The organism is Streptomyces sp. Ru62, assembly GCF_002920615.1.
Lineage (GTDB): Bacteria > Actinomycetota > Actinomycetes > Streptomycetales > Streptomycetaceae > Streptomyces.
Map to the genome: position 1 here is coordinate 41,469 of NZ_PQSU01000021.1, position 20,177 is coordinate 61,645.

Genomic DNA, 20,177 nt, shown 5'->3' on the forward strand with positions numbered 1-20,177 from the left:
AGTGCCCTCCGCTCGTACTCCGTACATCGTGGAACTCGCCGAGGAACCGGTGGCGACGTACGCGGGCCGGCTCTCGGGGCTGGCCCGGACCCGCCCGGCACCGGGTGAGCAGCTGGAACCGCAGTCGGGGGCGGCGAAGGCGTACCGGAAGCACCTGGGTACCCAGCGGACGGCCGTGGCCGAGGCGGCCGGCGTCACGGTCAATGAGGTCTACACCACGGCCTTCAACGGATTCTCCGCCACGCTGACTGCCGCTCAGGTCGAGGAACTGAAGGCGGACAAGCGGGTCCGTTCGGTCACCAGGTCCCAGGTGGTCGGTACCAGCGAGGCGTCCCTTGGTGACACCACGCCGCAGCCGACGACCGCCACGGCAACGGGCACAGCCGGAACAGCCGGGACTGGGGCATCGGACACCGGCGCCCGGGCAACCGGCTCGCCGGCGACCAGCGCGCAGAAGTCCGCCGCGCGGAAGCCGGGCAAAGGCACCGGCGCCGGGGTCGTGATCGGCGTCCTGGACACCGGGATCTGGCCGGAAAGCCCGTCGTTCGCCAAGCGGATGCCGACGGCCCCCGCGGGCTGGCACGGCACCTGCCAGACCGGCTACACATTCGCTGCCCAGCACTGCAACGGCAAGATCGTCGGCGCCCGGTACTTCGCCGACACGCTCCTCGCGGCGTCGGGCGGCACGCTGCCCGAGGGTGAGGTGCTCTCCCCCCGGGACATGGTCGGGCACGGTACGCACACGGCGTCCACCGCGGCCGGCCTGCCCGTCGACAACGTCACCATCTCGGGGCGGAACTTCGGTTCCATCTCCGGTGTGGCCCCGGACGCGCAGATCGCCGTCTACAAGGTCCTCTGGGGCGGCTCGGGATACGACGCCGACATCATCGCGGGCATCGACGCGGCGGTCGCCGACGGCGTACAGGTGCTCAACTACTCGATCGGGACGCAGTTGGGAGACAGCGAGCCCAACACGCCGATCGGCAAGGCCTTCCTCAACGCCACGCTGGCCGGAGTCTTCGTCACGGCCGCGGCCGGCAACAGCGGCTTCAGCGGCGCGGTCAGCAACACCCAGCCGTGGGTCACCACGGTCGGCGCGGCGGTGACCCACGTGAACGAGGGAACCGTGCGGCTCGGCGACGGCACCTCGATCACCGGCGCCTCGCTGGACGTGCTCCCCGGTGGCCGGTCCCTGCCGCTGGTCTTCGGCGAGCAGGCCGGCACGCTGGAGGAGGGGTCGGCGTACTGCGAGCCCGGCAGTGTGGACCCGGCGAAGGTGAAGGGCAAGGTGGTCGCCTGCGCCCTGGACAACCCCTACGGCGCGGTGGAGGAGCTCAAAGCCAAGGGCGCGGCGGCAATGGTCCTCTTCGACCCCAACGGCAACTTCCGGGTCAACAGCATCTACGACTTCCCGGTGCTCTATCTGAACACCAGGGACCAGGCCGGCAAGATCTTCAACTACCTGATGAGGCACCCGGCCGACGGCACCGCACAGCTCACTTCGAGCAGCCACGGCTCCGGTGCCCCAGGGGTGCCGACCATCGCGGACTACTCTGCGACAGGGCCGGACAAGACGCATCCCGGGCTCATGAAGCCCGACCTGGTCGCCCCCGGCAGCGACATCATCGCGGCCGTCTCCCCGCCGGGGAACTTCGGCCGGCAGTACGACGCGTACTCGGGGACCTCGATGGCGGCCCCGCACGTGGCCGGCGAGGCCGCGATCCTGCGGGCCGAGCACCCCGACTGGTCGCCCGGCGCGGTCGCCTCGGCGTTGCACACCACAGCCGGCACCGTGGGCGACGCCGGCCCGCTGGCGCAGGGCAGCGGGCTGCCGTCGCTGGCGCGGGCCGCCGATCCCGGGCTGGTCATCGAGCCGGACGTCAAGAGCCTGACCGCCTTCAGCGAAGCGGCTCACCCCGACGGCCGCGAGCTGAACCTGCCGTCGATCGGGCTGCGCGAGTACGACGGCACCAAGCCGGTGGTGTTGACCCGCAAGCTGACCAACGTCGGCAGCAAGCGGGAGACGTACCACGCCTCGACGAGCGGGCTGGAGGGCATGCGGGTGAGCGTCGCACCGGCAACGGTGACGGTGGCACCGGGCGAGACCGCCTCGGTCACCATCACCCTGCGGCGCGGCAGCGCACCGTGGGACCGCTACGTCACCGGCGCGATCACCTGGCGCGGCGCCGCCCACCAGGTGCGGATTCCGGTCGCCGCGCGGCCGTGGGGCATCTCGCCCCGGTCGTACGACGACAGCCTGGAGGAGTTCGGCCGGCTCGCCGACGGCACCTACGGCATGTTCGAGCCGGGCTTCACCGGCCCGGTCTCCGGCCGGTCGACCGGCTACGCCCCCATGCAGCGGCGGTCGTACTCGATGCGGACGGGAGTCAGCGGCGGGGTCTTCGACCGGAAGGGCCTCGGGGTGCAGGCGCACTCCTTCAAGGTGCCGGCGGGCAGCGCCGGAATCGTCGTGGACACCTCGACCGACGACCCGGACACCAACCTCGACCTCTGGCTGTACAAGGGCGACAAGCTGGTCTACCGGAGCGCCGCCAGCTGGAGCAGCTCCGAGCGGGCCTGGGTCTTCATGCCGGAAGCGGGCACGTACACGGCGTATGTCTTCGCCCAGGACTCCGGTAGCCCGGTCGTCGACTACCGGCTCGGCCACGTCGTCCTCAGCCGTGACGGCCACTACGAGCCGGCGACGCTGGAACTGCCGACGACAGTGGAGCGCGGCACGACACCGCCGTACAAACTGCGGCCGGGCGCTCCGCTGAAGCCTGACGTCGAGTACTGGGCCTACACCGAGTTCCGGACCAAGGGGCAGGTGATTCCAGGCCAGTTGGTGTCCACGAACCAGAACTCCTGGGAGTGACGCGGCGATCCCCCGGGGGCCGTGAGTCCCTAGTAGCCGGTGGGGTGGGGCGAACGGCTCCCGCCCCACCGGCTCGCTCACGTGCCGGACTCCGGGGAGCCGGGATCCTTCTCCTCGACGCAACGGCACAGCGAGTCGTGCGCGGCAGGCCCCCGCAACCAGCCGGGCGGTAGGGGCGGCTCCATGAGGGCGCACTACTGCTGTCACTCGGCGGGAGCTGGACGTTGCGAGGGGTCATCCGGTGATCGAGGGGAGCCGTGACTGTCCGGGGACCGGCGCCGCACAGCCTGTGGGGCACGGGCCGGGGCCGGCACTTCCGCCGTGACGGGACGCCGGGGCGACGCGGCGGGGAATTTCATCACCCCGCCGCAGCAGTGGTCCAGGCACCCGCTGGGGCTTGAGCGTCGATGCCGGCGAACAGGCCGAGGCGCCGGGAGCGCCGTGGGGGCAGGGGGCTCGGTTGAGCGGGTGGGCCGGGAGGAAGCCGCGCCGTTGGGATCCGCGCCGTCGGCGGGCCGTCAGTGGGGAAGGAGCACGGCCGTGCCGGTGACCCGGACCCGGGCGTCCTCGGGCGTCACGCCGACGACGAGGTCGCTCGGGCGGCCCATGTCCTCGCCCTGCCGCACCGCGATGTCCGCAGGCTCGGTGACCAGCCCCAGGGCGCGGAGGTAGCCGCCGAAGGCGGCCGCCGCCGCGCCCGTCGCCGGGTCCTCCACGACACCGCCGACGGGGAACGGGTTGCGGGCGTGGAAGCGGCGCGGCGACTCGCGCCACACCAGGTCGACGGTGGTCCAGCCGTACCGGCGCATGACGTCGGCGAGCGCGTCGAAGTCGTAGTCGAGCGCGGCCAGCCGCTCGCGGGAGGCCGCGGCCAGCACCAGGTGGTCGTTGCCGCCGAAGGCGACGTGCGGCGGCAGCGCGGGGTCGAGGTCCGACGCGCTCCAGCCGAGGGCCGCGAGGGTGTCCTCCAGCTCGCCGGCGAGCGCCTGGCGGGACCGGGTCGGCACGCTGGTGAGCGTCGCCCGCGCCGGCCCAGCGCCGTCGGTGGCGGTCGTCACCGCGATGGCGCCCGCCGGGGTGTCCAGGGTGAGGTCACCGGGGCCCAGCCGATCGGCGAGGGCGACGGCCAGGGCCACCGTCGCGTGCCCGCAGAAGGCCACCTCCGCCAGCGGGCTGAAGTAGCGCACCGTGAAGCGCCGGGCGTCCGGATCGGCGGCGGTGACGAAGGCGGTCTCCGAGTAGCCCACCTCGGCGGCGACGGCGAGCATGGCCGCCGCGTCCAGCCCGGAGGCGTCGAGCACGACCCCGGCGGGGTTGCCGCCCTCGGGGGTACGTGTGAACGCGGAGTAGCGCAGGATCTCGGGGGCCGGGGCGGTGGTCGCGGTGTCGGTGGCGGCGGTCGTGTCGGTCATGGGGAAACCCTGGCACCCTTGCCACCATCGCGTCCAACGATGGATCGTGATGCATCCCATCGGGTTTCCGCATAGGGTGCGCGGGTGGACACGCGACTGCTGACGACCTTCACCACGCTCGCCCGCACCGGCAGCTTCACCGCCGCCGCGGCCGAACTCCACCTCGCGCAGTCCACGGTCACCGTGCACATCCGCACCCTCGAACGCGACCTCGGCGTGCCGTTGTTCGACCGGCTGCCCACCGGCGCCCCGCTCACCGACGCGGGCCGACGGCTCCTCGTGGAGGCCGAGGAGGTGCTCGACGCCGTGGCCCGGCTGCGCTCCGCGGCCGGCGAGGACGGGCCCGTCGCGGGCCGGGTGGTGGTCGGCACGCCCGAATCGCTGTGCGCCACCCGGCTGCCGGCCGTGATCGCCGCCCTGCGCACCGAACACCCCGACGTGGACGTCGACCTGCGCGCGGCCGGCACCGAGGAGTGCGTACAAGGGCTGCGCTCCGGCCACCTGGACCTGGCGCTGCTGATGGCCGAGGACGCCGAGCCCCCCGAGATCGCCACCGAGCCGGTCGCCCGCGAGGCCCTCGCCCTCGTCGCCTCCCCCGGCCACCCGCTGGCCGGCCGTGACCGCCCGGCGGCCTGGGGTGATCTGGCGGCCGAGCACTTCTTCCTCCTGGAGGAGGGCTGCGCGTACAGCGACGCCTTCGAACGGCGGCTGCGCGCCGCGCCCGGCGCGGGCCCGCGAGTCACCCGGTTCGGCAGCGTGGACGCGGCCCGCTCCTGCGCCGCGGCGGGCCTGGGCCTGACCCTGCTGCCGGCGACGACCGTCGCCGAGCACCTGCGCGACGGACGGCTGCGCCGGATCGTCCTCGACGGCCCGCCCCTCGCCGACGTACCCGTACGGCTGGCCCGGCACCGTCGGCGCTGGGCGGCGCCCGCCGTTCGACAGGTCGCCCGCACCCTCGTCCGGCACCTCGCCCAGGCCGGGGACGGGGACGCCGGGCACCGAGCGGCCGACGCGGCGGCCGGGGAGGCGTGATTGCTGGAGCGCGACGGCCGACCGCGCGGCGGGCACCGGGGCCGTGGGCGTGGCCCGTGTGGCGTGCGAAGGAGTCGCTTCGGGGCGCTGACCGTGAGCGGACAGGTGAGCGGGGCGCCGGCCTCTCCGGGGCCGCGGAAGCCCGGCCCACCGGTGACGGTGGCGCTCTCCTCACCGGACTGCTTCCGTCGCGCGGGTGGATGCGCACGGGTGCGGGTGGATGCACACCGGTGTGGGGAGTCTCCGCCGACCTGAAGCCGCAGGTCCAAGAACTCGCGTGACGGTCTTTCGGGGAACTTGCGCCGGCCGCCGAACGGATGCGGAACGTGCCGCCCGGGGGCCCTCCCTACCCCGCGTGGGCCCGCTGGCCGGACCTCGGACAGGCCCACTGACCGGATGGATCAGTTCCTCTTGATCGCGGAGGCTGGGCGCATCGCACCTGCCCGTCCGATCGGAGAACCAGTGTTCAGCTTGAAGTCCTCGCGCCGCACGGCGCGCACCGCCGCGGTGGTCCTGGCCGGAGCGGCGTGCGCCGCCATGCTGACCGGCAGCGCCGAAGCCATCGTCAACGGGAAGGATTCCACGCAGGGTTACCCGTTCATGGTGTCCATCCCGGTCACAGGTGTGGACGACCCTACGTTCAAGGGTGTCTGCGGGGGATCGTTGATCGACTCGAAGTGGGTGCTCACAGCCGCCCACTGCGTGGACCCGACGATCGTCACCCTGGATGGCACCGTCCGGATCGGCAGCGAGTGGAAGGAGTCCGGGGGCACGGTCCGGTCCGTCGCGAAGACCGTGTCCCACCCGGGCTACAGGAACGGCGAGGGCACCGGCCCCAACCGCAACGACGTCGCTCTGATCCGCCTGAACCGCCCGGTCGCCGAGGAGCCCATCCGCATCGCGGACAAGCCGGGGCGGCCCGGCACCCCGACCCGAATCCTGGGCTTCGGCACCATCGACGACGCACCCGATCCCACCGAATGGGTCTTTCCCGACCGGCTCCAGGAACTCGACACACGCAGGGGCGCGGTCTCCGAGTGCGCACCGGGCTACGCGAACAGCACCCGTCTGTGCACGATCAGCCAGACGCCCAAGGCCATGGCATGCAACGGCGATTCGGGCGGCCCCCAGCTTCAGGAGGACCGGAAGGGCCGTTGGGAACTCATCGGCGTCACCTCTGGCCCCGGCGCCCCAGGCGTGCGCTGCAGCGAGGGCCCGGGGCTCTACACCAGCGCGCCCGCCTACGCGGGCTGGATCCACGAGGTGACAGGCCGCAACGGCTGATTCGGGACGCCGGCACGCCGCCCCTGCGGTCGCCCCCACCACGGCGGTCCGGCCCGCCGTGATTCCCGCCCCATGTACTCAGTCGATACAGAACTCGTTGCCCTCGATGTCCAGCATCGGGATGCAGGAGTCATTGCCGTCGTACAACGTCTGCACGTGTACCGCGCCGAGCGGAATCAGTCGTGCGCATTCGGCCTCAAGTGCGGCGAGGCGTTCCGCGCCGACGAGTCCGGTGCCGACCCGCACATCAAGGTGCACCCGGTTCTTGACGACCTTCCCTTCGGGGACGCGCTGGAAGTACAGCCGCGGGCCCACGCCTGAGGGGTCGACGCAAGCGCACCATGAACCCCGCTGCTCAGGTGGCTGCGAACGCTGGTAGTCGTCCCACGTGGTGAACCCCGCGGGCGGCGGCGGTATGACGTACCCCAACACCTCGCACCAGAAACGAGCGAGGCGCTCAGGTTCCGCGCAGTCAAAGGTGACTTGGAACTTCCTGATCTCTGACATCGGTGCACCGTACCAAGGGGGTCCGGGACTCTGCCGGTGATTTCCGCGGCGAGACCCACCCACTGTTCAAGTTTGACTAGACTCCCAGTATGAGGGAGACAACCATCCCGATCCTGCCCTGCAGGACCATCCAGCCCGTTCTCGACTTCTACACCGCCCTCGGGTTCACGGTGACCTTCCAGCAGAAGAGCCCCAACCCGTACGCGGTCGTGGAGCTGGGCGGCATCCAGCTCCACTTCTTCGCGTTGAGGCAGTACGAGCCGGCCGAGTCGTACAGCACCTGCTACATCCGTACCGACGATGTCGATGGGCTGCACTCGGCCTTCCGCGCCAGGCTCAAGGCGGCGTACGGCAGGATCCCGACCCGGGGTCTGCCGCGCATCGGGTCGCTGAAGGACACGTCGTACGGCACACGGCAGTTCCTCGTGACCGACCCGGGCGGCAACTGCCTACGGGTCGGACAGCTGACGAGCCAGAACCAACGCCACCGGCCCGCACCGACTGAACCCATTGCCCGAGCCCTCCACCACGCCTCTTTGTTCGCGGACTCGAAGAACGATCCCGCAGGCGCCGCGAAGATCATCGACCGGGCGCTACGCGACAAGGAGCCGCCCACGCCCGTGCAGTTGCTCCGGCTCCTGGTACTGCGTGCGGATGTCGCCGGGCGCCTCGGCGACGAAGACACCGTGAGGTCCGCGCTCACCCGAGCCACCGCCCTCCGGCTCACCGACCAGGAGCGGGAGTCGGTCCGCGACGAGCTCCAGCGGCTTGAAGAGCTGGGTGCTTGAGGTCGCTTCCAGGCGTAGGAGCGGAACTGTCGACGAGGCCGAGCCGGTGCACGGTGGCGTCGTAGGGTACGGAGCACATGCTCCCCACGACATCGTTCAGTCCGTCGGCACGTCGGACCCTCTTGGTGTTCGGCTGGGCCCTGCACAACGCGGCCGGGTCGGCGCAGGCGCCGGCCGGGAGGTGAGCGCGCAGCAGGCGGGGGCCCGGTATGGCTTGATCGGTCCGCGAGGCTTGATCGTTGCCGAGCCGGCTGATTGGTTGGCCGGCATGACTGAACTCGGACCCGTCGCCTGGCCGCCTGTCCCGATCAAGACCGACCGGCTCGTGCTCCGAGAGCCCGAGGCCCGGGACCGTGCGGCGTTCATCGAACTGTACGCCTCGCCGGAGGTGCACACCTATCTTGGCGGCCCCCGGCCGCGTGACGAGCTTGAGCGCGAGATGCCCGAGGTGCCCGGGCGGCGGCCCGGGAGTTTCGTCGTCGAGCTCGATGGGGCGATGATCGGCCAGATCATGCTGAGGAGAGCGACGGAGCACCGTCGCCCGGCTGCCGTGGGCAAGGCCGATCTCGGCTACCTGCTCCTGCCACGGGCATGGGGATTCGGGTATGCCACTGAGGCGTGCGCGGCGGCGCTCGACTGGTTCGACGACGTCCTTCCCGGCGAGCCGGTGGTGCTCACCACCCAGACCGCCAACGTCGGCTCGATGCGCCTCGCGGCGAAGCTGGGGTTCACCGAGGTGGAGCGGTTCCGAGCCTGGGATGCCGAGCAGTGGCTCGGCTTGCGGTCCCCGGTCACGCCGCCCGCTTGAGCTCATGGACGAAGCCAGGTGGTGGGCTCGCCGACCGTCGTGTCGGCGGGCCCGGTGATCGGAGACGGTCAGCCGGTGCTCACTGGCAGGGTCTGAGCGGGGTGATGTGTCGGTGACGCGGTTGGCGATCGTGGGACGGGCGGCTTCCTGAGCGGCGAGCAGGGCGACGATCGTGACCGGTCGGTCGCGGCGGCACCCGACCCCCTACGCCGGCCCCGGTGTCAGCTGGGCTGGGCCGTCGGCATGATGAAGACCTGCGGGAGGTTGACCCGCAGCGGCAGGGAGGCGATGAAGCCGACCGTGCGCGCGATGTCGTCCGGGACGAGCCAGTCGATGGTCTCCTTCGACCCCTCCAGCCACTCGTTGGCGCCGGGGTCCGTGACGTGGTCCTGGAGCTCCGTGCCCACGATGCCGGGCTCGATCGCGGAGACCCGCACGCTCTTCGGGCCCAACTCGATGCGGAGGTGTTTCGACAGGTGCGAGACGAACGCCTTGGTGCCGGCGTAGACGGCGAAGGTCGGGTAGAGGTTCCGCGCGGCGCTCGACGAGGTGTTGATCAGGTCGGCCACGCCGCGCTCGCCGGCGGCCCGCACCAGTTGCGGGGTGAACGCGCCGATGACGTTCATCAGCCCGGAGATGTTCAGGTCGATCTGCTGCTGCCACTGGTCGGTGCGCAGCTCCTCGACGGGGCCGGGCAGCATGACGCCGGCGTTGTTGAAGAGCAGGTCCGTGTCGCCCAGCTCCGCCTCGACGCGGTCGGCCGCGGCCTGCACCGCGGCGGGGTCGGTCACGTCGACGGCGATGGCCACGGCGGTGCCGCCGTTCTTGCCGATGCGCGCGACCAGGTCGTCCAGCCGCTCCGCGCGCCGTGCCAGCACGGCGACCTTCGCACCCAGTGACGCCAGGTGCTCGGCGGACGCCTCGCCGATGCCGCTGGACGCGCCGGTGATGACGGCCACCCGGCCGTCCAGGGGCCGCCTGGCGGGGGACGTGGCTGGGGTCTCGGTGGTCATGTGATGACACCTTCCGGTTGATATGAGGGGCGGCGCCATGGGAACGCGATCGCGACCGGGCCCCTCAAGCGCTGCTGTCACCTGTGCCTCGGGCGCCTTTGTGCCCGGCTCGGAAGTGCGCAGGGACGAGCGATTCCGACCGAGGGCCGAGTCCCGCTCCGCATGTGGGCGAGGCCTCTTCAAGCGTGCACCCGCAATCGGGATCCGGCGAAAGCAGTGATCACCATGCCGGAGTAGCCCACCGCGCGCAGACCGCACCGCACCCGACGCGGTCGGTGTGCGCCCGGACTGGACTGTCTGCATCGGCTTCGGCATCGCGTTCACTGCCGGCCAGGAGCACCGCGCCGGCTTCCGTCAGGTCACCGCGCGCCGCGGCACGCGCATCCTGCACTGGAAGGTTCGCGGTGCGAAGACCCACGACTTCCGCGAAGCGGTCACGATCAGTGATCAGCGGGTGCTTCGAGTGCTTGGAGGATCTGTCGCACTTCCTGGCGCCACTGATCGGCGTCGGCGCTGTCCACCCAGCCGGTTGCCATCTCTGATCCGTCCTGGAGAACCCGGTTCAGTGCGAGTCCCGCCGACACGCGAAGTGAGCCCGGCAGTTCGGGCAGTGCTTCCCTGGGGCCGTCATCGGGGTCGATCACGAGGGGGCTGTCCGGGAGGGCGCTGGCGACGAGCGCGCCTGCGGCCACGGCTTCGGCCCCGTCTCCGCCATCGACGCACTCACCGGAGTCGGTGACTCGCTGGAACGCCCGCTCCAGCACGTCGATGACCTGCTGGTGGGTGAGTCCCTCAAGTTCATCGACGAAGTCTGCGGCGAGGTCGCTGTCGAACGGGCCGGTTCCCCACGTTCCCATGCATGGCTCCTGATACGGCTTCTCGGACGAAGGCATGGTTCCAGGAGCCACTGACATCGGTCACGGGGCGAGGAAGACTCGCTCGCGCAGCAGTGCGAAGCCGGCGCGTCCGAGCATCTGGCGCTTGAGCATCTTGATCCGGTTGACGCGTCCTTCGACGACGCCGGACTTCCAGGGCAGGGTCAGGCCGGCGATGACCGCGCCGCAGTCTCGGTCGATGCCGGCGGCGAGAGTGTGGAGGCTGGGAAGGTCGTCCTGGCGGACGCCGTCGAGTCACTGCGGGAGTCGCTCGCCTTGGTGCTCAGTGAGCATGTTGGCGAAGGTCGCGAAGGCACGGGCGGTGGCGGGCGACAGCTCGCTCAGCGGCCCTCGCCGAGGTTGTGCCACAGATGCCGGCGGTCGGCGACCTGCGTGGCCTGTGGCGCCCCGGCTGTGGCGCCTTCCGCGAAGAACGGCGCGGTCCCGGCAGAAGATCTCGATCCCGGGTCACTTCGCCAGCCATGCGGCCAGGCTGGACGCCTCTCGGTCGGGCAGCAGATCCACCGCCGACGGATCTCGACGTCGACGAGCACCGCGCCGCCGTAGACCCGTCCTCTTGGTGTGGCGTACTCGTCGACACCGACCACCCGCGGGGCCGGGACCTCGGGTTCGGGCAACGCCGCGGGCATCGAGGTCAGGTCGGGACCGGGTGCGTCCTCGGCGTCGAGCGTGCGTGCCACCGATGGCCTCGGGGCAGTCGTGGGCGCCCGTCGGGCCAGGCGGCGTCGGCACCGCGGGACGGGTGCCATGGTGCCGGACACGGTGGGGCTCGCCACGGTACCGCGTCACTGTGACCGCGGCCGCCATTCGAAGAGCAGGATGGTCGCGTCGTCCCGCAGCTGGTTGCGCTGGTAGTCGAGGATGGCGTGGATGAGCAGCCGTAGTACCTCGGCCGGGCGCTGGCCGGCGGCGTTGGAGTGGATGATGAATTCGGTGAACCGGTCGAGGCCGAACTCCGCACCGTCCGCGTCCCTCGCCTCCACGACACCGTCGGTGTAGAGCAGAACGCAGTCACCCGGTTCCAGTTTCGTCTCGTGGATCTGCCGGGCTGCCGGGGCGAGTGGGCCGGCGAGGCCGAGCGGCGGCTGCGGGGGGCTGTCGAGCGCCCCGGAGAGCACCCGCTCGTCACGGATCAGCAGCGGTGGGGGATGACCGCAGTTGACCCATTGCAGCACCCCGGTCTCGGCGTCGAGCCGGCACAGCACACCGGTGGAGAAGTGGTCGGGCAGCCACTGGGCGAGCGCCTGGTCGACGGAGCAGACGATGTCGGCCAGTGCGCCACCGCTGCGGCGGGCGTTGCGCGCCGCCGCCATGGCGACCGACGTGGTCAGGCCGGCGATCAGATCGTGGCCCATGCCGTCGAGGATCATGGTGTGCAGCACGTTCTTGACCACCGAGTGGTCGAAGGCGTCACCTGCGATGTCGTACGCCGGTTCCAGGACCGCGGTCGAGACACACCTGCTGCTGCCGATGGTGCGCGGCGGCAGGAAGGCTCGCAGCATCTCAGTAGGCAACCGCATGGATGCGGTGCGTGTGCGGGCCGCGAGCCAGTCGCTGTAAGCACGCTTGGAGGTGAGCAGCATGGCGAACAGATGGGCCAGCATCCGGATGCGGCGCATCAGCGGTCCGTCGAGCGAGGTGGCACGCACCGCGAGCACGCCCAGGCGCTCCGCACCGTCGACCAGCGGCATCCAGACGATCAAGCCGTCATCGGCGTCGTCCACCCGCGGGGAGACCGTGCGGTAGGCCCAGCCGGCCGACGAGCGGTCCACCGGGAGCGACTCCAGCGCTTCGTCGAGTGGGAGGAGCAGCCGTTGTTGCAGATCGGCGAGGTAGATCAGCGCCGTACCCAGACCGAGGGCCGAGGCGCATCGATCGGCCAGGGCGGGCAGTTCGACCGGCAGGGCCGTTTGCGCCTCCGCGATCAGCTGTTCCAGCAGGCTCTCCTCGACGGCCGGGCCGTGAGTGGAGGGCTCGCGCAGTGGGTCCGACACGGACATCACTCCTTCCACGCCGGTCTCACACTGATCCTGTCCTGCACAGCCCGCTGCTGCCACTGCTCGACTCGCTCCCGGGTCCGCGGCCGGTCGGCCGTCCCGGCATGGGGCGGGGGGCGCGGTTCGCCGCCGACGAGGGTGTCGGGTGACCGGCTCTCTTGCGTTCGAGATCTCGACGCCGATCAGGCGGAGGCGGCAGGCCCGTCATGGGGATCACGTCCGTTCGCCGCGGCCGGAAACACCGCGGCGACGTCGGCGCCGATCGGCCTGCCGGGTGCGCCCGGGTGTCGGAAGTCCATCTCGCCGTGGACTGCGGGCGGGCCCTCTTGGACCCGGCGACGTGGCCGCGCTCGCAGGCTGATCACCGAAAGGGCCTGTTACGTCGGCACGGGCCAAGATCCGCGGGGGGGGCGCGCCCACCGCGCCGCGAGCCACCTCGATGTGCAGCCGAGTTGGGCACTGATCAGTTGGTTGTCCTGACAGGAGGACTGCTGCGTCCGTGGTCCCGACCGCTGAGCTCGGTGTCGAGTGTCTCCTGAGCCACACGCATGACTTCGGCGTACACGGGGTCCTGCAGCCGCTTCCACATCTCCTCATCAGAGACGTCCTCGACGCGGCTGATCACCCACCAGATGTTGCCGAACGGGTCCTTGATACGGCCGCCGCGCTGTCCGAAGGCGTCGTGGGCCAAAGGCGTGACGACATGGCTGCCGGCTTCGACGGCTCGTGAAAAGGCTTGGTCGGCATCGGTGACGAACACGCGCAGCAGGCTTGGCACGGCGGGCCAGTTCGTGTGCCGGTCGAAGGCCAGCACGACGGTGTCGCCGACTCGAATCTCGCCGTGACCGATCGAACCATCCTCGGTGTGCACTCGCGCCAGCTCCTCACCCCCGAACGCCCAGGAGACGAAGTCGAGGAAAGCCCCCGTGTCGTCGGTGACGACCCAGGGGGCAACGGTGGTGTAGCCCGCCGGCGCGGAGTTGGTCTGCTCAGACATCACGGCCCTTCCACCAATGCTGATTGCCAGCCGTGACGTTAGGGGGGACCCAGGTCAGCTTCTGTCCTCTGTCGAGGCGTTGGGCGCCGGTGCTGTCACACGACGGCTCGGAGGTGGACCCGTCATAGCCCTCGGTCACCGCGACCGTGAGCGCACCCTCACGGTGGTGGCGCGGTCCGGCCGACACCATCGCGCACGCGGTGCCTGGTGCCGGCCAGCCGTTTCGATGTTGCCTTGGTCAGAGCGCGCCGGTGACGGCTGAGCTTTGTCGGTGTCGGCGCCCTGGCGTCACGACGCGGTGTACGGCCTTCCGTGTCCCGGAGCTTGCCGGACGATGTGGCGAAATCCCGGGCCTGGGGGGTTCTGCGGTGCGTGCAGGGGCATCACCTGCGCCAGGTGGCGGTGTATGCGGTCGGCTTCTCCGCGCACCTGGGCGGGGATGTCGCCCCGTTCGGCGACGAGGCGGTTGTAGATGGGGGTCTCGTGGAACACGGAGAGATTTGCTCTTTTCATCTGGGTGGGGCGGGCGGCGGGCCGGCGCGGGGGCGGTGGGTTCACAGCTGCGGGCCGAGGTCGAACCGGGTCATCCGAGGAGGTTGAGGAGGAGGTTGCCGCCGGTGTCGGTCATCGCTGCGACGTCCTTGGCACGTCGAGGTGCTCGTGCAGTGGTGTCGTCCAAGGAACGGGTCATGTCCGACAGCTTATGGCGTGGAACTGGCTCTGATTCAGGCCGACGTAACCGCAGACGAGCCGGCCGGCGGCCGCCGCGCTCAGCTCCCCCGTGCGATGCGAACGGCGGCCGGCCGGTGGCGTTCCGCGGTGTCCACGGCTTCGTGGCCGAGCGGAGCCGCGTGCGCGGGAGCCAGGCGGCCCCACCGACGGCGAGCAGGCCGCCACCGGCCAGGCCCGCGGTGCTCGCCGCCGTGGCGCCGTCCTCAGCCGTGGCCGGGGCGCCTCAGGTGCCGGCCCCGGCCATACCCGCGTGCTTGGTCATGTGGCAGGTGCCCCCGCGGACCATGTCCAGGTGCATCGCCACCACCGGACGGGCACTGCGCGCAGCGGCCACGACCTGGGTGTTCTTCCCCGTCTTGATCTCTTGGTCGATCAGCGCGAGCGTCTGGCTGTGTCCGGCTTCCTGAGCTCTGAGCCATGCCGTGTCGTAAGCCGATGTTCCGGCTTTCGCCTGCACGGCGGCCAGCTGCCTCTTCTGTTCCGCGGACGGGGAGGTGGGCAGCTGCACCTTCAGCTTGCCGGCCAGCGACTTCACGTCCGTGTCCAGCTTGGTGTGGTCGCGTACCAGTACGGCGCCGACCTGCTTCACGCACTCGGTCGTGGCGTGCCTCTGGGCGTCTTGGCCGGCTGCGATCTCGGCGAGGTTGCCCTGGTGCACCTGTATCAGGAACGTTTCGTCCTGGCCAGCGGCTTGTCGGGCGAATGCCTGGGGTGCGGCCGCACCGCACAGCGCCACCGCCGCGACCGCGGCGGCCACCGGTCGTTTACGCATGGGTTTCGCTCCCTTCGCGCCGGCTCGGCACATGTGCACCGCACCGGCGATCGGAACGGGGCGCGTGACACAGCGCCCCCAGGGATCTGTACCGAGGTGCCACCCGCCCGTACCAGGAGGAGCCCGCTGTTCACCCGAATGGCCCCTGCGGACTGCTCGAAGGGGTGGGGGGAAGTACGCTGCGTCCCTGGTTCGGTTCGCGGCTACTGGGCCGCCCGGGTCTCCGCTTCGTGCTTGAGGTTGTTGACCCAGTTGTGCAGGGAGTCGTCGAGCGCGGACTGCAGCGCTGCCTGGTTGGCGAGGACGGGGGCGCCCGCCCAGGACTCCTCGGTGTGGACGAGGACGCCGTCACTGGTCGGGGTGAAGGTCCACACGTGGACGGCGGTGATGCCCTGGGCCGGACCGCCCCAGGCCAGGCGCTTGCCGTAGTCGACCTGCTTGACGGTGGAGGTGATGTCCAGGCCCTCGGTGCTCCAGCGGAACACCGAGCCGGGACGCAGGCGGCCGGGAGTCTCCTTGACCACGACGTCCACCTTCGGCTGCCACGACGGCCAGTTGGCGACGTCGGTCTGCACCTTCCAGACGGTGTGGAGTGGCGCGTGGATCAGGACGCTGTCGCGGGTGATCACCGGAGCGCTCTCGTCGATGTGCACGTCGGCGGTGTGCGGGGCGGTGGCGCTGGTCCTGGCGGGACCCTCGTCGGTGAGAGCGGCGGCGGTGCCGCTGGCGGCGAGGACGAGGGCAGTGGTCAGGGCGGCGAACTTGGCCGCGGTGGTGACGCGCATGGTACTGACCTTTGAGAAGGGTTCGAGGAACCGGTGTCGGGTGGGCAACAGGGCGTGGGCCCGAGGGAGACGGAAGGTGCTGGGCGAGCGCCCTGATTCCATGGTGTGGTCCGGTCCGCTTGAGACGTGCCCGGACCGGTGCTCACTCGTACTCATCGATGCCCGTCACCACGAAGGTGTCGGCAAACGTCCATACGGCGGACCGGGCAGGACGTGCGCGTGTCGGCGGTGTGTGGGCAGGCCGCTGAGGTGAGCGCACGCCGGTACGGCCGGTGTGCCGCAGCACAGAGCCGCGCGCCACGGGCGGTTGCGAGGGGGCCCAGGCCCGACCGGGCCACCCCTCGTCAACCACCCGAAGGGCGGGGTGGTGGCGCTTCAGGGTCCGCTCAGCCCGCGGGAACCGCGTCCGCCGGGTTCGTGTGCCAGTTGGTGACGACGGGCTTGTCGACGAGGGTGTTCCCCACCGGCAGCGAGACGGGGTGGGGGTCACCTTCACTGACCGACACGATGACCGTGCTGTACTCGGTGCCGTAGTCGTCGTTCGTCGTCTTCGGGTTGACACCGGCGTAGACCGTCGTGCCACCGCTCAGGGTGATCTCGGGACCCGCCGACTGCTCGGCGGGGTGGGCCTGCGTGCCCCCGGAGCCGAAGGCGACAACGGGCAGCCCCGCCGGCAGCACACAGGTGATACCGGGCTTCGCGCTGACGCTGATACGGATGTAACCGCCGGCCTGGGTCATGGACTTGGCCGACCAGCGCAGGTCATTGGACCCGCAGCTCTGGCCGTACCCCGTCTTGTCGGCGGCAGCGCCGTCGTCGGAGTCCCGACCGGTGCCCGTGCCGCCGGTGGCGCCCCCGGTGGTGCCACCGTTGCTGGAAGAGCCCGCCGTGGTCCCGCTCGTCCGGCTCTCCTGGCCGCCCGGACCGCCGGCCTTGGTCGCGCTGGGCGCCGGCGCGGGGGAGGACGTTGCCGCCGAATCGGCGACGGTCTTCGCCGAGGCGGTGTCGGTGGCGCTGGAATTCCCCTGGCAGGCCGTCATGAGCAGTCCGGCGCCGAGCGCGGCCGAAACGGCGAAGGCGGTACGGAGGCGGTGGTTCATGAGATGTCTCCTCGGTCGGCGAGCGCGTGACCGCGCCCTTGCGTGATTGCCTCTTCGCTCAGCACGACGGGGGCTTCCCCGGATCAGTTCGGTGCGGTGGCGGCTTCGCGACGGCTCCGGCACACGGCTGTTACAGAACACGTCCGTCTGCGCGCTCGTCGTCGGCCATCTGGCCGATCACCCACCCAGAGACACCGTCTAAGTGAGTTACAGCCGAGACCGTCGATATTCATTCGCCCAGGTCCATCCGCCACAAAGATGACCTCGCGCCCCTCGCGAGACACCTTCTTGACAGGTGTTGAATCGTTGATGATGCTGATGTCTCCGACCGACAGGGAGGCACCGTGCACGAGCACGACGAGTACCTGTACTTCCTTCGGCGCGCCTTCGACGGGATGCTCGGCGCGCTGGAGGAACTGGGTGACGACCTCGGCAACACCGCGCCGGCCCTGCCCGGCGCCAACTCCCCCTACGCCATCGCGTACCACTGCGTCAGCGTCGCGGACTACTGGCTGGGGCACGTCGTCGCGGGGCGCCGCGTCGACCGCGACCGTCCCTCCGAGTTCGTGGCGAAGGGGGATGTGCGGCGCCTGCGGAGGGAGGTCGAAGCGCTCTTCGCGCGTCTGGAGGCGGACCTGCGCGAGGCGCTGCCGTCCGAGTCGCCGCGCAACGCACCGCCTGCCGAGTTCGAGGGGCCGGACCGCCCCCTGAGCGTGCTGGGCGTACAGCTGCACGTGCTGGAGGAACTGGCCCAGCATCATGGGCAGGTGCAGATCACCCGTGATCTGCTGCGCGCGTGGGACCCGGCATGAAGACCGCACCGGCCAGGGACGTTCCCGGCTTCGACGATCTCGGCCTCGACTGGCTGCGCGCTCGCGGCAGCGTGAAGTGGCACCGCCCGGAACGGGACGTCCTGCCGGCGTGGGTCGCCGACATGGACTTCCCCACCCCGCCGCCGGTGGTGGCCGCACTGCACGAGGCCGTCGACCGGCGTGATCTCGGTTATCCGGACTGGCCGGACGGCAGTCCGTTGCGTACCGCCTTCGCCGAACGGATGGCCGAGCGCCATGGATGGGCCGCGGCGGCGCACCGGGTGCGCGAGCAGACCGACCTCATCCAGTGTCTGCAACTCGTCCTCCACCTCGCCACGTCGGCCGGGGACGCGGTGGCCGTGCAGGTCCCCAACTACCCTCCGTTCCTGGCGACCTTGCGGACGATGAACCGGCGGATCGTGCCCGTCCCGATGGAAGACACCGACGACGGCTGGCGCATGGACTTCGCCGCTCTGGACACCGCGGTGAAGCAGTCCGCCTGCAGAGCGCTCGTCCTGGTCAACCCGCACAACCCCACCGGCCGGGTGCTGACGTACGACGAACTCACCGAGGTGGCCGCCATCGCCCGCCGGCACGATCTGCTCGTCATCAGCGACGAGATCCACGCCGAGCTGGCCTACGCCCCGCACCGGCACATCCCCTTCGCGAGCCTGTCCGACGACGCGGCGCGCCGTACCGTGACCCTGACCTCGGCGACCAAGGCGTTCAACCTGGCCGCCCTACGCTGCGCCGTGACGCACTACGGCCCGGACCGCCTCCTCGCGCTGCGTGACGCACAACCGCCCGACCTGTACGGCACCGTCTCACCGCTCGGTGTGATCGCCACCCTGGCCGCGTGGGAACACGGTGACGCCTGGCAGCGCGATCTGCTCACCGTGCTGGACCGCAACCGCCGGCGCGTCCACGACGTGCTGCGCGGCCGGCTCCCGCGGGTCCGCCACCACCTGCCCGAGGCCACGTACCTGGCGTGGCTGGACACCCGGCCGCTCGGACTGGACGAGCCGCCGGTGGAGAAGGTGCTCAGGGACGGCCGGGTGCTGCTCGACGGCGGCGACCCCTTCGGTCCGCAGGCCGGGAGGTTCCTGCGGCTGAACTTCGCCACCTCGCAGCAGGTACTGGAGGAGATCCTCGGTCGCGTCACCGAAGCGCTGGGCGGGCAGGAGCGGTGACGACGGCAGCGGAGACCACCTGGCACCATGAGGGCGTGGATGACTTCGTCTTCGTCAGCGGGCGGCTGTCCCTGGACCTCGCGGGCACCCTGCTGTGGCGACGCACACGGCGCATCGACCTGCTGCGCTCCCCCGAAGACCTGCGACGCTGGATCCACCAGGCCGCACTGCTCGACGCGCCGGCTCCGCTCGACGCGCGCGCCCTGTCGAGAACCTGCCGTCTCAGGGAAGCCGTGTACACGCTGGTACGCGCGTGGCCGCTGACACCGGCCGCGGACAGCGGGGTACGCGAAGCGCTCGCCGAGGTGAACGAAGCGGCCCGGCTTCCGCTCCCCAGGCACCAGCTCGACGAGGACGGTCACCTCGTCCGCACCGGGGACGTCGACGAGGTGCTCGGCGCGGTGGCCCGGGACGCGGTCGACCTGCTGGGCGGCGCCGACTTCAGCCGCGTACGGGAATGTTCGAACGAGGACTGCACCCGCCTCTTCGTGGACATTTCGCGCTCCGCCAACCGCCGCTGGTGCGGCATGGCCGAGTGCGGCAACCGGCACAAGGTGGCCAACTACCGCAAGCGGCGGCAGGCCGCCCACTGACCGTCCGGGTATGCCGCCAGGTGGGCCGCTGCGGCCTGCCGGGACAGCGGGGGCCGGCGTCCGGCGGGCCCCCGCTCCGGCACGGTGACCGTCGCCTGACCGGCCCCTCCCCCGAGTTCCCAGTGCCACAGCACCTCGCAGAGCCGCTTGTGCCCTTCGGTCAGATGCCGGCGGTACGTGCTGTACGGCAGCCCGAGCCGCGCCGCGGCCGCTTCCTGGGTGGTGGCCGCCTGACGTAGGTAGGTGATCGCCAGCGCCCGGTGCTGCCTGTCCGACCTGGCGTCCCGCCGCACCTCGTCGACGGCGCTCACCAGGTGTGGCGCAGGGCCTACACGAGGTTCTCCAGTCGTGGGCGTGAGGCGGTGCCTGTGTCATCCGGGACAACGGTGACTCGGGGCATGTGGTTCACCGAAGCGGCGGTCCGGACGGAAGGCACTCGCTGGGTGAACCGCCCGGGCCGGCCTGGCGTTGAAAGCGGTGAGGAAACCCGGGACAGGGAGTCGGTCACCGTGCAGAAGAAGCTCAGCGCGCTGCTGGGAACCGCTCTGGCCGGCGCCGCCTTCTCCACTGTGCCGGTGGCGACG

20 protein-coding genes are annotated in these 20,177 nt (G+C 71.0%); 8 read left to right on the forward strand and 12 right to left on the reverse strand.

Features of this window, described 5'->3' with window-relative positions; translation table 11 throughout:
* The first annotated feature begins 1 nt into the window (after position 1).
* Positions 2–2,875: a S8 family serine peptidase gene (locus C3492_RS27010; protein WP_258055906.1), complete on the forward strand. Its 2,874-nt coding sequence runs from the start codon at positions 2–4 to the stop codon at positions 2,873–2,875.
* A gap of 518 nt (positions 2,876–3,393) precedes the next feature.
* Here C3492_RS27010 and C3492_RS27015 read toward each other — a convergent pair.
* Complete coding sequence (locus tag C3492_RS27015; RefSeq protein WP_103814900.1) at positions 3,394–4,287, reverse strand: PhzF family phenazine biosynthesis isomerase; 894 nt, start codon at positions 4,285–4,287, stop codon at positions 3,394–3,396.
* 84 nt (positions 4,288–4,371) lie between these two features.
* On the opposite strand from C3492_RS27015, the gene C3492_RS27020 reads away from it, so the two are divergent.
* Positions 4,372–5,319 carry a LysR family transcriptional regulator gene (locus tag C3492_RS27020; protein ID WP_103814902.1) on the forward strand — a complete coding sequence of 316 codons (948 nt, stop codon included), beginning with the start codon at positions 4,372–4,374 and terminating at the stop codon, positions 5,317–5,319.
* Positions 5,320–5,781: 462 nt separating this feature from the next.
* Positions 5,782–6,603, forward strand: a complete 822-nt coding sequence (locus tag C3492_RS27025) for a trypsin-like serine protease (RefSeq protein WP_258055908.1) — start codon at positions 5,782–5,784, stop codon at positions 6,601–6,603.
* 78 nt (positions 6,604–6,681) lie between these two features.
* On the opposite strand, the gene C3492_RS27030 is transcribed toward C3492_RS27025, so the two are convergent.
* Positions 6,682–7,110: a VOC family protein gene (locus C3492_RS27030; protein WP_103814906.1), complete on the reverse strand. Its 429-nt coding sequence runs from the start codon at positions 7,108–7,110 to the stop codon at positions 6,682–6,684.
* An 89-nt stretch (positions 7,111–7,199) separates the two neighbouring features.
* On the opposite strand from C3492_RS27030, the gene C3492_RS27035 reads away from it, so the two are divergent.
* Complete coding sequence (locus tag C3492_RS27035; RefSeq protein WP_103814908.1) at positions 7,200–7,898, forward strand: VOC family protein; 699 nt, start codon at positions 7,200–7,202, stop codon at positions 7,896–7,898.
* Between the two features lie 268 nt (positions 7,899–8,166).
* The gene (locus C3492_RS27040; RefSeq protein WP_103815076.1) at positions 8,167–8,706 is read left to right on the forward strand and encodes a GNAT family N-acetyltransferase; all 540 of its coding nucleotides are present in this window, start codon (positions 8,167–8,169) and stop codon (positions 8,704–8,706) included.
* A 221-nt stretch (positions 8,707–8,927) separates the two neighbouring features.
* Here the strand turns inward: C3492_RS27040 and C3492_RS27045 are convergent, their stop codons facing one another.
* The 9 genes from C3492_RS27045 to C3492_RS27085 form a co-directional block, all read right to left on the reverse strand.
* Entirely contained in the window at positions 8,928–9,719 is a 792-nt protein-coding gene (locus tag C3492_RS27045) for an SDR family oxidoreductase (protein WP_103814910.1), read from the reverse strand.
* A 440-nt stretch (positions 9,720–10,159) separates the two neighbouring features.
* On the reverse strand, positions 10,160–10,612 hold the full coding sequence (locus C3492_RS27050; RefSeq protein ID WP_181140569.1) for a DUF4259 domain-containing protein: 453 nt from the start codon (positions 10,610–10,612) through the stop codon (positions 10,160–10,162).
* Positions 10,613–10,935: 323 nt separating this feature from the next.
* Complete coding sequence (locus tag C3492_RS44780; protein WP_181140570.1) at positions 10,936–11,295, reverse strand: hypothetical protein; 360 nt, start codon at positions 11,293–11,295, stop codon at positions 10,936–10,938.
* Between the two features lie 105 nt (positions 11,296–11,400).
* Positions 11,401–12,615 carry a PP2C family protein-serine/threonine phosphatase gene (locus C3492_RS27060; protein ID WP_181140571.1) on the reverse strand — a complete coding sequence of 405 codons (1,215 nt, stop codon included), beginning with the start codon at positions 12,613–12,615 and terminating at the stop codon, positions 11,401–11,403.
* Positions 12,616–13,075: 460 nt separating this feature from the next.
* The gene (locus C3492_RS27065) at positions 13,076–13,609 is read right to left on the reverse strand and encodes a VOC family protein (protein ID WP_103815078.1); all 534 of its coding nucleotides are present in this window, start codon (positions 13,607–13,609) and stop codon (positions 13,076–13,078) included.
* Positions 13,610–13,897: 288 nt separating this feature from the next.
* Complete coding sequence (locus C3492_RS46060) at positions 13,898–14,101, reverse strand: hypothetical protein (RefSeq protein WP_103814916.1); 204 nt, start codon at positions 14,099–14,101, stop codon at positions 13,898–13,900.
* A gap of 463 nt (positions 14,102–14,564) precedes the next feature.
* Positions 14,565–15,113 carry a DUF4142 domain-containing protein gene (locus C3492_RS27075; protein ID WP_103814918.1) on the reverse strand — a complete coding sequence of 183 codons (549 nt, stop codon included), beginning with the start codon at positions 15,111–15,113 and terminating at the stop codon, positions 14,565–14,567.
* A 203-nt stretch (positions 15,114–15,316) separates the two neighbouring features.
* A complete protein-coding gene (locus C3492_RS27080) occupies positions 15,317–15,898 on the reverse strand; it encodes an SRPBCC family protein (protein WP_103814920.1) in 582 nt (193 codons plus the stop codon).
* Positions 15,899–16,284: 386 nt separating this feature from the next.
* Positions 16,285–16,998, reverse strand: coding sequence for a DUF4232 domain-containing protein (locus C3492_RS27085; RefSeq protein WP_103814922.1), 714 nt, complete (start codon positions 16,996–16,998; stop codon positions 16,285–16,287).
* A 344-nt stretch (positions 16,999–17,342) separates the two neighbouring features.
* Between C3492_RS27085 and C3492_RS27090 the strand changes: the two genes are divergently transcribed.
* The 3 genes from C3492_RS27090 to C3492_RS27100 are packed head-to-tail and all read left to right on the forward strand — an operon-like array spanning position 17,343 to position 19,593.
* The gene (locus C3492_RS27090; protein ID WP_103814924.1) at positions 17,343–17,810 is read left to right on the forward strand and encodes a DinB family protein; all 468 of its coding nucleotides are present in this window, start codon (positions 17,343–17,345) and stop codon (positions 17,808–17,810) included.
* A complete protein-coding gene (locus C3492_RS27095; RefSeq protein ID WP_103815080.1) occupies positions 17,807–19,000 on the forward strand; it encodes a MalY/PatB family protein in 1,194 nt (397 codons plus the stop codon). Before C3492_RS27090 ends, C3492_RS27095 begins: the two co-directional genes overlap by 4 nt.
* On the forward strand, positions 18,997–19,593 hold the full coding sequence (locus C3492_RS27100) for an ABATE domain-containing protein (RefSeq protein ID WP_219822096.1): 597 nt from the start codon (positions 18,997–18,999) through the stop codon (positions 19,591–19,593). Before C3492_RS27095 ends, C3492_RS27100 begins: the two co-directional genes overlap by 4 nt.
* On the opposite strand, the gene C3492_RS27105 is transcribed toward C3492_RS27100, so the two are convergent.
* The gene (locus C3492_RS27105; protein ID WP_103814926.1) at positions 19,563–19,904 is read right to left on the reverse strand and encodes a hypothetical protein; all 342 of its coding nucleotides are present in this window, start codon (positions 19,902–19,904) and stop codon (positions 19,563–19,565) included. The genes C3492_RS27100 and C3492_RS27105 overlap by 31 nt on opposite strands.
* Positions 19,905–20,177: the final 273 nt, after the last annotated feature.

Coding starts and splice junctions, on each gene's coding strand:
- C3492_RS27015 (WP_103814900.1), bottom strand. CDS start 4,287: ATGACCGACACGACCGCCGCCACCGACACCGCGACCACCGCCCCGGCC.
- C3492_RS27030 (WP_103814906.1), bottom strand. CDS start 7,110: ATGTCAGAGATCAGGAAGTTCCAAGTCACCTTTGACTGCGCGGAACCT.
- C3492_RS27035 (WP_103814908.1), top strand. CDS start 7,200: ATGAGGGAGACAACCATCCCGATCCTGCCCTGCAGGACCATCCAGCCC.
- C3492_RS27040 (WP_103815076.1), top strand. CDS start 8,167: ATGACTGAACTCGGACCCGTCGCCTGGCCGCCTGTCCCGATCAAGACC.
- C3492_RS27045 (WP_103814910.1), bottom strand. CDS start 9,719: ATGACCACCGAGACCCCAGCCACGTCCCCCGCCAGGCGGCCCCTGGAC.
- C3492_RS27050 (WP_181140569.1), bottom strand. CDS start 10,612: ATGCCTTCGTCCGAGAAGCCGTATCAGGAGCCATGCATGGGAACGTGG.
- C3492_RS27060 (WP_181140571.1), bottom strand. CDS start 12,615: ATGTCCGTGTCGGACCCACTGCGCGAGCCCTCCACTCACGGCCCGGCC.
- C3492_RS27065 (WP_103815078.1), bottom strand. CDS start 13,609: ATGTCTGAGCAGACCAACTCCGCGCCGGCGGGCTACACCACCGTTGCC.
- C3492_RS27075 (WP_103814918.1), bottom strand. CDS start 15,113: ATGCGTAAACGACCGGTGGCCGCCGCGGTCGCGGCGGTGGCGCTGTGC.
- C3492_RS27080 (WP_103814920.1), bottom strand. CDS start 15,898: ATGCGCGTCACCACCGCGGCCAAGTTCGCCGCCCTGACCACTGCCCTC.
- C3492_RS27085 (WP_103814922.1), bottom strand. CDS start 16,998: ATGAACCACCGCCTCCGTACCGCCTTCGCCGTTTCGGCCGCGCTCGGC.
- C3492_RS27095 (WP_103815080.1), top strand. CDS start 17,807: ATGAAGACCGCACCGGCCAGGGACGTTCCCGGCTTCGACGATCTCGGC.